At 51.7% G+C, this 7,969-nt stretch carries 4 protein-coding genes; 3 read left to right on the top strand and 1 reads right to left on the bottom strand.

Going from position 1 to position 7,969, the window contains the following annotated elements:
• Positions 1-384 precede the first annotated feature (384 nt).
• From EDF78_RS08975 to rcsB, 3 genes are read left to right on the top strand one after another with little or no spacing between them, the layout of a single operon-like run.
• Positions 385-1,554 (top strand): MFS transporter, encoded by a 1,170-nt coding sequence (locus EDF78_RS08975; protein ID WP_095925179.1) that lies wholly within the window; start codon positions 385-387, stop codon positions 1,552-1,554.
• A 40-nt stretch (positions 1,555-1,594) separates the two neighbouring features.
• Positions 1,595-4,291: a phosphotransferase RcsD gene (gene rcsD, locus EDF78_RS08970; RefSeq protein WP_133822941.1), complete on the top strand. Its 2,697-nt coding sequence runs from the start codon at positions 1,595-1,597 to the stop codon at positions 4,289-4,291.
• A 4-nt stretch (positions 4,292-4,295) separates the two neighbouring features.
• A complete protein-coding gene (gene rcsB / locus EDF78_RS08965; protein WP_013574620.1) occupies positions 4,296-4,946 on the top strand; it encodes a response regulator transcription factor RcsB in 651 nt (216 codons plus the stop codon).
• 76 nt (positions 4,947-5,022) lie between these two features.
• Here the strand turns inward: rcsB and rcsC are convergent, their stop codons facing one another.
• Positions 5,023-7,881 carry a two-component system sensor histidine kinase RcsC gene (rcsC, locus tag EDF78_RS08960; RefSeq protein ID WP_133822940.1) on the bottom strand — a complete coding sequence of 953 codons (2,859 nt, stop codon included), beginning with the start codon at positions 7,879-7,881 and terminating at the stop codon, positions 5,023-5,025.
• Positions 7,882-7,969 lie beyond the last annotated feature (88 nt).

The raw sequence follows: 7,969 nt of genomic DNA, 5'->3' as shown, positions 1-7,969 counted from the left end.
AATCAATGAGATTGAAAAATTTCATTAAAATTAGCCAAAATATAAGTTTGACGGATTTAAAATCCTGTCCTAGTCACAATTCGCGCTAAACATAACGATAAAAAACAACATCTTTGCAACTTATCCATGAAGAGTAAGCGGGCTTATTATTAATAAAATCAAGTGTTAGACTCAGGCTTTAACCATCAAAATGACTTACCAATTGTGTGATCGTCTTTTAGATTTTCTGGCGTTAACCTATTTCACTAACAAATAATTAAGACTATGTGCAATCACAGTAACTTATGCTTTCTGATAAAGTGTCCGGTCAGTCAGACAGGTGGAATGTGAGTCACCCTTCTTACGTACAGCAAAAAGGATTTTACCGTCATGTCTCATGACCCGATGACCACAGATTCATCCCCTGCCTTACCGCGCGCGGCCGCCTCTGTACCGGGCGTGGCGCAGCAACATGCAACACGACTGACGTTTCTGCTTTCGGGCTTTGCCATGGCCGCCTGGGCACCGCTGGTGCCCTTTGTGAAATTGCGTCTGGCGATCAGCGACGGCACGCTGGGACTGCTGCTGTTATGCATCGGCGCAGGCTCGACCTTTTCGATGCCGCTGACCGGTTTTCTGACCGGTAAGCTGGGCTGTAAGACGGTGATTCTGATTGCCAGCACCTTGCTGTTATTGTCTTTGCCTTTGCTGACGCTGATGGACAGCACGGCGGGTATGGCGCTGATCCTGCTGGTGTTCGGTGCCGCAATGGGCATGATTGATGTGGCGATGAACGTGCATGCGGTGGTGGTGGAAAAAGCCAGCGGACGCGCGATGATGTCCGGGTTTCATGGCTTCTTCAGCATGGGCAGTATTTTTGGCGCGCTGGCGGTCACCGGCCTGCTGTTTCTCGGGCTGACACCGTTTCAGTCGGTGGTTCTGGTGGTGATTCTGCTGGCGATTCTGGTGGTGTTTACCAGTCCGCATTTGTGGCGTCACACCCGTCATGAAGGCGACGGCCCGATATTTGTGCTGCCCCGTGGCTGGGTGGTATTACTCGGATTTTTATGTTTTGTGATGTTTATGACCGAAGGGTCAATGCTGGACTGGGGCGCACTGTTCCTGACGACGGAACGCGGCGTGTCGGCCCATCAGGCCGGTCTGGGTTACGCGGTGTTCTCCGTCGCCATGACTGCCGGACGTCTTACCGGTGACCGGATCATCGCCACGTTTGGCCGTTTTAATGTGCTGATGTACGGCAGTTTATGTGCCAGCCTCGGGCTGGTGTTGCTGACCACCGTCGATAATTTGTGGATAGCCGGACTGGGCTTTGTCATGATTGGATTTGGTGCCGCTAATCTGGTGCCCATCATGTTCAGCGCGGCGGGAAATCAGACGTCGATGCCCGCCAGTATGGCGATTGCGTCGGTGACCACATTGGGCTACGCCGGGATCCTGGCCGGTCCGGCATTGATCGGTTTTATTGCGCAAGTCAGCAGCCTGTCCATTGCCTTAGGTTGCGTGGCAGCCATGATGTTATGCGTCGCTGCCTGCGCCAGAGCCGTTGTCAGATAAAAAAGAGTGATAACAAGAATGAAGGAAAAAACTCATCATCATGGCTGGTAAATACTTATCGCTGACCTCGACCAATATCACGCGGTTCTTTTGGTTCTTCGTTTTGCTGCTGGTCATGGGGCTGGGCCTGTATGGCTATAATTACACCAATGCTTATCTGAACGACAAACTGCGCACGGTGCAGAACACCGCCGAACTGCTGCAAAAGCGCATCGATAAGTACCGTTATATGACCTATCAGATTTATGACAACTTCGCCGGCCAGCCGCTGTCGCCGGAAGCGGTCAGCGCGCAGGAAATCCGCCTGCGTCAGGACATGTATTTTGTCTCGAAACCTCACAAAAAAACCGATGCGCTGATTTTCGGTACACATGACAGCTCAACGCTGGATCTGACCCTGAAAATTTCGGCGTTTCTGGATGACCAGTGGGGCGCCACTAACCAGCCGTATTCGCTGTACTACCTCAACGGTCAGGACAACAGCATGCTGCTGGTCACTACCGTGCCGCTGCAACAGCAGGATTCCCGCCTGAAGGAAAACTACTTCACCAGTACGCTGCAATCGCGTCGCGCCGAAATGTTGCAACAGGCCAACACGCTGGATGAACGTGAAAGTTATTCGGCTTTGCGTAAATCACGCCAGAGCAATGATTACTCTTTCTCACTGCGCACAACCTTCAATAATCCGGGCCATCTGGCGACCGTGATTGCCTTCGATCTGCCGATGAGTGATCTGATCCCTTACAACATGGCGCGGGATAATTTCCAGCTTAATGGCAACACCACCGCCGTGAATGAAGGCGATCCGGCAGATGATGACAACGCCGCCGCCAGCAGCATTGTGATGCAGGGCTGGTCGCTGGTGTTTGACGTGCCGCTGAGCAATTCCCCGCTGTCGCTGACCTATCGCGTGCCGCTGGTCAGTCTGGTGGTGGATCTTTCCCGCAATAACTTCTGGCTGATCCTCATCAACCTGTTCCTGATGGGTCTGGCGATGGCCAGCATCTATTTCATCCGCCATCAGTACATCCGGCCAAGCGAGAATATGGCCGCGCAGTTGCAAATGCAGCAGGCGCTGAATCAGGAAATCATCTCGGGTCTGCCGCTTGGTTTGCTGGTGTATAACTTCAGCAATCACAGCGTGATCCTCAGTAACAAAATCGCTGATCAGCTGTTACCGCACCTTAGCCTGAATAAAATCGCCAATATGGCCGAGCAGCATCACGGCACCATTCAGGCGACGGTGAATAATGAAGTCTATGAAATCCGCATGATCCGCAGTCAGATTTCGCCGGAAACCTACCTGTTTATGCTCCACGATCAGGATAAAGAGGTGATGGTGAACCGCACGCTGCAACAGGCCAAACGTGAGTTTGAGAAGAACCTGCAGGCGCGCAAACTGATGCTGCATAATTTGGGCATTGAGCTGAATCAGCCGTTGCAGGAACTGAACGGGCTGGCGGTCGCGCTGGTGGAAGAACAGCACCCCGAAGAACGTCAGACGCTGGAAGGCAAGCTGCTCAATGAATCGCGGAATGCGCTGACGCTGGTGGATAACATCACCCTGCTGACCCGGCTGGAAACCCAGGACTGGCAACCGGCCAATGAAAGCTATGTGCTGTCAGCGATGGTTGATGAACTGCTGCTCGAGGCCCTGCCCCGCCTGAGTCAGAAAGGACTTGGCTTGCTCAATCATTTCCAGATTGCGCCGGACGCCACCTTTACCGGCGATGTGCAGGCCGTGAAGAAAATCCTGTCCCTGCTGCTTGATTACGCCATTGTCACGACGTCTCTGGGTAAAGTCACGCTGACCAGCGAACAGGACGAAGATCGCCCGGATCAGCTGATTTTCCACATTAACGACACCGGCAGCGGAATTTCCAAAGAAGAATTGAGCAATCTGAATTATCCTTTCCTGAGCCAGACGTTAGTCGATCGCTTTAATCACGGCTCCGGGCTGACATTCTTCCTGTGTAATCAGTTGTGCAAAAAACTGGGCGGTCAGCTGGAAATCCGCAGCAAGCTCAATATCGGCACGCGCTATACTGTTCGCGTTAAACAGCGTCAGGAAGCGCAGGAAGTGGAAGCGGACGACGAGAAATTACTCAACGATGTGACGGTGTTACTCGATATCACATCGGATGAAGTTCGCGGTATTGTTACGCGGACCATGAACGCTTACGGCGCTGTCTGCATCGTGGCGGATGACCGTCAGGTGGCGCGGGAATATGATGTTTTACTGACAGATAATCCGCAAAACAGTGACAAATTTACGCTGCTGCTGACCGACGATGAGTCCGGTTTCCAGCAGCTTGAAAAGCATTATATCCGCGTCAATTACAACATCAGCAGTGCGCTGATCGACGCAACCTTACTGTTAATTGAGCAGCAATTTGCTGTGTCCGATGACAGTGTTTCACCCGAAGAACCCGGAGAAGACTCTCTCGACTTTTATGAAAAGCAGCTAAAATCAAGCGATTACTATCAGCTTTTTGTCGAGACAGTACCGGAAGATCTTGAGAAACTGTATAATGAAAACCAACGCCGTGATTTCACATCACTTTCCCAAACAGCACATCGTCTCAAGGGGGTGTTCGCCATGCTGAACCTGACCCCAGGCAAGCAAATGTGTGAATCGTTAGAACAATACATCGCAGATGGCGATGCATTACAGATTACTGAAACCATCAATCACATTGATTCTTTTGTCTCCAGACTGCTCCAGCAAGGTAGCTAATCACATGAATAATATGAACGTAATTATTGCTGATGACCATCCTATCGTCCTGTTTGGTATTCGTAAGTCCCTTGAACAAATTGAATGGGTGAATGTTGTAGGCGAGTTCGAAGACTCAACGGCACTGGTTAACAGCTTAAGCAAACTTGATGCCCATGTGTTGATCACAGACCTGTCCATGCCGGGCGACAAATTCGGCGATGGCATCACGTTGATCAAATACATCAAACGCCATTACCCGCAGCTCTCCATTATTGTTCTTACCATGAACAATAACCCGGCGATCCTCAGTTCTGTTCTCGATCTGGATATCGAAGGGATTGTGCTTAAACAAGGCGCACCCACCGATCTGCCGAAAGCGCTGGCCGCTTTGCAGAAAGGGAAAAAATTCACGCCTGACAGCGTGGCAAAATTGCTGGAAAAAATCAGCGCCAACGGTTACGGCGACAAACGCCTGTCTCCGAAGGAAAGCGAAGTGCTGCGCCTGTTCGCAGAAGGCTTCCTGGTGACTGAGATTGCCAAAAAACTGAACCGCAGCATCAAGACCATCAGCAGCCAGAAGAAATCGGCCATGCTGAAACTGGGCGTTGAAAATGATATCGCCCTGCTGAACTACCTGTCTTCCGTCAGCTCACAGCCGGTGGATAAAGACTAACGTTTCAGGGCGATATGTAGGTCCAGACGTACAAAAGGCACCGGAAGGTGCCTTTTGTATTTTCCGACGTCGTCCGTCAGGACTGTCGTTTTTTGCGCACCAGCGCGCTGTAGTAGCTGAGGGTACTGCGCAGGGTATCGAGCGTGACCGGCTTCGACAGGCAGTTATCCATACCCGCTTCCAGACAACGCTGACGCTGTTCCGCCAGCGCGTTGGCCGTTACCCCAATCACCGGCAGCGTGTGACCGAGTTCGCGCAGTTTCTGCGTCAGGCCATAACCATCGAGTCGCGGCATGTTAACGTCGCTGAGCACAATATCAATTTCATGCGCACGCATGGCATCCAGCGCATCCATTCCGTCATTCGCCGTCACCACGATATACCCCATGGTTCCCAGCTGGTCAGCAAGCAGACGACGGTTAATCGGATGGTCATCCACCACCAGCAGAGTCACATCGCTGTAATCCTGCGCCGTGGCTTCTGGAAGAGCCGGTGTGCCTTCTTCCGTTTCAGCCTCAAGGCGGTAAATACGATTCAGCAGCGCGGTGATTTCCAGCGGCGTTGACGTGCTGTGAACCCAATAGCCCGGCCGGGTTTCCACCGGTGGCCCGATATGGTCGATGGAGAATTCAATCTGCGCGGCCAGCTCACCCTTGTGGATCAATGGCGTATCGGTGATCAGCACGTCTTCACGCTGACTTTGCAGCCCCGGCTCGCAACGCTGAACGTTCGCACCGTAATAACGCATCAGTTGCATCAGATAGCTTTCCAGATAAGCATTGCGCACATCCAGCCAGATTGTTTTGTCCTGCCAGTTATCCAGCGGTTCCCCTGACGGGAAGATGGCGTTATACAGCGGGATGCGCACCGTGAAGGAACTGCCCAGCCCCGGCTCGGATTCCACCTCGATATCGCCATCCATCAGGTTAATCAGCTTTTCACAGATCGCCAGACCCAGCCCGGTGCCCTGGAAATGACGTTGCACGCCGGTTCCGACCTGGAAGAACGGATCAAACAGGCGGGTGATTTCCCGCTCGGGAATGCCGACGCCGGTGTCGCGCACCTGGAATTCGAGGTAGTTGCCGCAGGTTCTGACGTTCAGCACGATACAGCCGGTATCGGTGAATTTGATCGCGTTATTGAGGATGTTCGAAATGACCTGCTGTAAACGCACCGGATCGCCATTGAACGATAACGGCACGTTATGCTCGATAAAGCAGTACAGCCCGAGGCGTTTTTTCACCACCAGCGGCAGATAGTTACCGGCAATGTGGGTGATCACTTCGCGACAGGAGAAGTCCTGCGGCTCGATTTTCAGCTGCTCGGATTCGATTTTGGAGAAGTCGAGAATGTCGCTGATGATTTTCAGTAACAGCGCCGAGGAGTTGTTCATCGCCGTCACCAGACGGTCAACCCCCTGCGGCAGTCCCTGAGTTTGCAGTAAATCCAGGTTACCGATGATACCGTACAGCGGCGTACGTAATTCGTGGCTGACCGTCGCCAGGAACATAGATTTCGACTGGCTGGCCTGCTCGGCGGCGTTCGCCATTTCCTGCAGGGATTCTTCCATTTTCACCCGCGCGCTGACGTCGATCAGTACGCAAATCGCCACGTCTTCGTTTCTGTAACGCGAATGCACGAAGCTCAGCTGGATGTTGTTATTGTTCTTGGTGATAACATCGACGAAATTCGTCTGCTGATCGCAGATGATCCGCGTAATGCGCTGCCGGTCTTCCTGCGTCAGCATGCTGATATAGTTGTGCGCCAGCTCGTTACTCAGGATGTTTACGCCATCGCTGATACGCAAAATGGATATCCCGACCGGGGCTGAGGCCACGATTTTATGATTGAACTGCTCGTGCTCTTCCAGCCGGAAAGCGTTCTCCTCCGCCGGTAAAAACATTTTGCGCTCAAATACCCAGGCCAGAATAAACAGCAGCAGGCCGGAGAAAATATTCAGTAAGACGGCGTTAAATATCAGGATTTTAAACCGCTCAATCACCGTATTAAACGGCATGGAATACACCACGCTGAGGGACGATGGCGTCAGCGGCTTTTTATAAATAAGATCTTTGTAGCCATTCACGTATCCGAAATACGCGCTTTCCTGCGGATACACTCCCGGCGCGGGATTGGTGTGTTCATTTTCAGAAATCCGCAGCAAGGGCTGATCATCGGCGTCCAGCAGCGTGACGGAAGTGTGCTGGGCGTTCGGGTTGATCAGATCTTCCATACGCAGGTTTTGCTGAATGCCCATCAGCGCTTCCAGCTTGTTGCCAACATAAATCGGCGTCAGCACGTACAAATAACCGGAGTCTTTATTGTCGGACTGCGACACCCAGTACAGGCTGTTTTCTTTATCCTGACTCTTGCCGTTGCGGTATTGCAGGATTTTTTCGTGCAGCGATTTCAGTTGATCCTGACTCTCACGCTCAAGCGGTTCACTGCTGATACCGAAATCGACCAGACACAAATTCTCACCGCTGATATAAAACACGCGGTTGAGATCATAGGCATCGGAAAAATTGTCTTTCCAGTAGTGGATCATGTTACCCAGTGAAGACAGCGAATTACGGTAGCTGTCGTTGATCTGGGAACAATCAGATTCAGGGAACAGGGAGAGATACGTCGGCGTGGTATTTTTGGTGCTGATCATGCCATTGATGATATCCAGCCCGTTCATCGAGTCGCTGAGCCGTTTCTCTGCCATAAACTTAATGCTGTGCATGACGTCATTCGAGTTTTTGACGTAACTCTGCGCCAGATCGTAATTGAGGTTGTCCTCATCGCGGATCTCGGATTCTTTGTTATGGAAAATACTCAGCACATAAAAGGTGGTCAGCAGCACACCCAGTGTCCACAACATAAGCGCCAGCACCCGGAAAAGATAACGGGAGATCCTCAGCGTGGTGCGAAACGAAGCAAGATATTTCAAGGGTTAACCATTGATGTTACGGCTCTGAGAGCGGGATAAATTTGAATTCAGAATACACTATTGTTGCGGTTTCTATAAAAAAGGGCAT

This window comes from Rahnella sp. BIGb0236 (assembly GCF_004364755.1).
GTDB lineage: Bacteria > Pseudomonadota > Gammaproteobacteria > Enterobacterales > Enterobacteriaceae > Rahnella > Rahnella victoriana.
This window is presented reverse-complemented; position numbering and strand designations above follow the sequence as displayed.

Bases quoted from the DNA above. Each gene is read 5' to 3' on its own strand.
- EDF78_RS08975 (WP_095925179.1), top strand. From the start codon at position 385: ATGACCACAGATTCATCCCCTGCCTTACCGCGCGCGGCCGCCTCTGTA.
- rcsD (WP_133822941.1), top strand. From the start codon at position 1,595: ATGGCTGGTAAATACTTATCGCTGACCTCGACCAATATCACGCGGTTC.
- rcsB (WP_013574620.1), top strand. From the start codon at position 4,296: ATGAATAATATGAACGTAATTATTGCTGATGACCATCCTATCGTCCTG.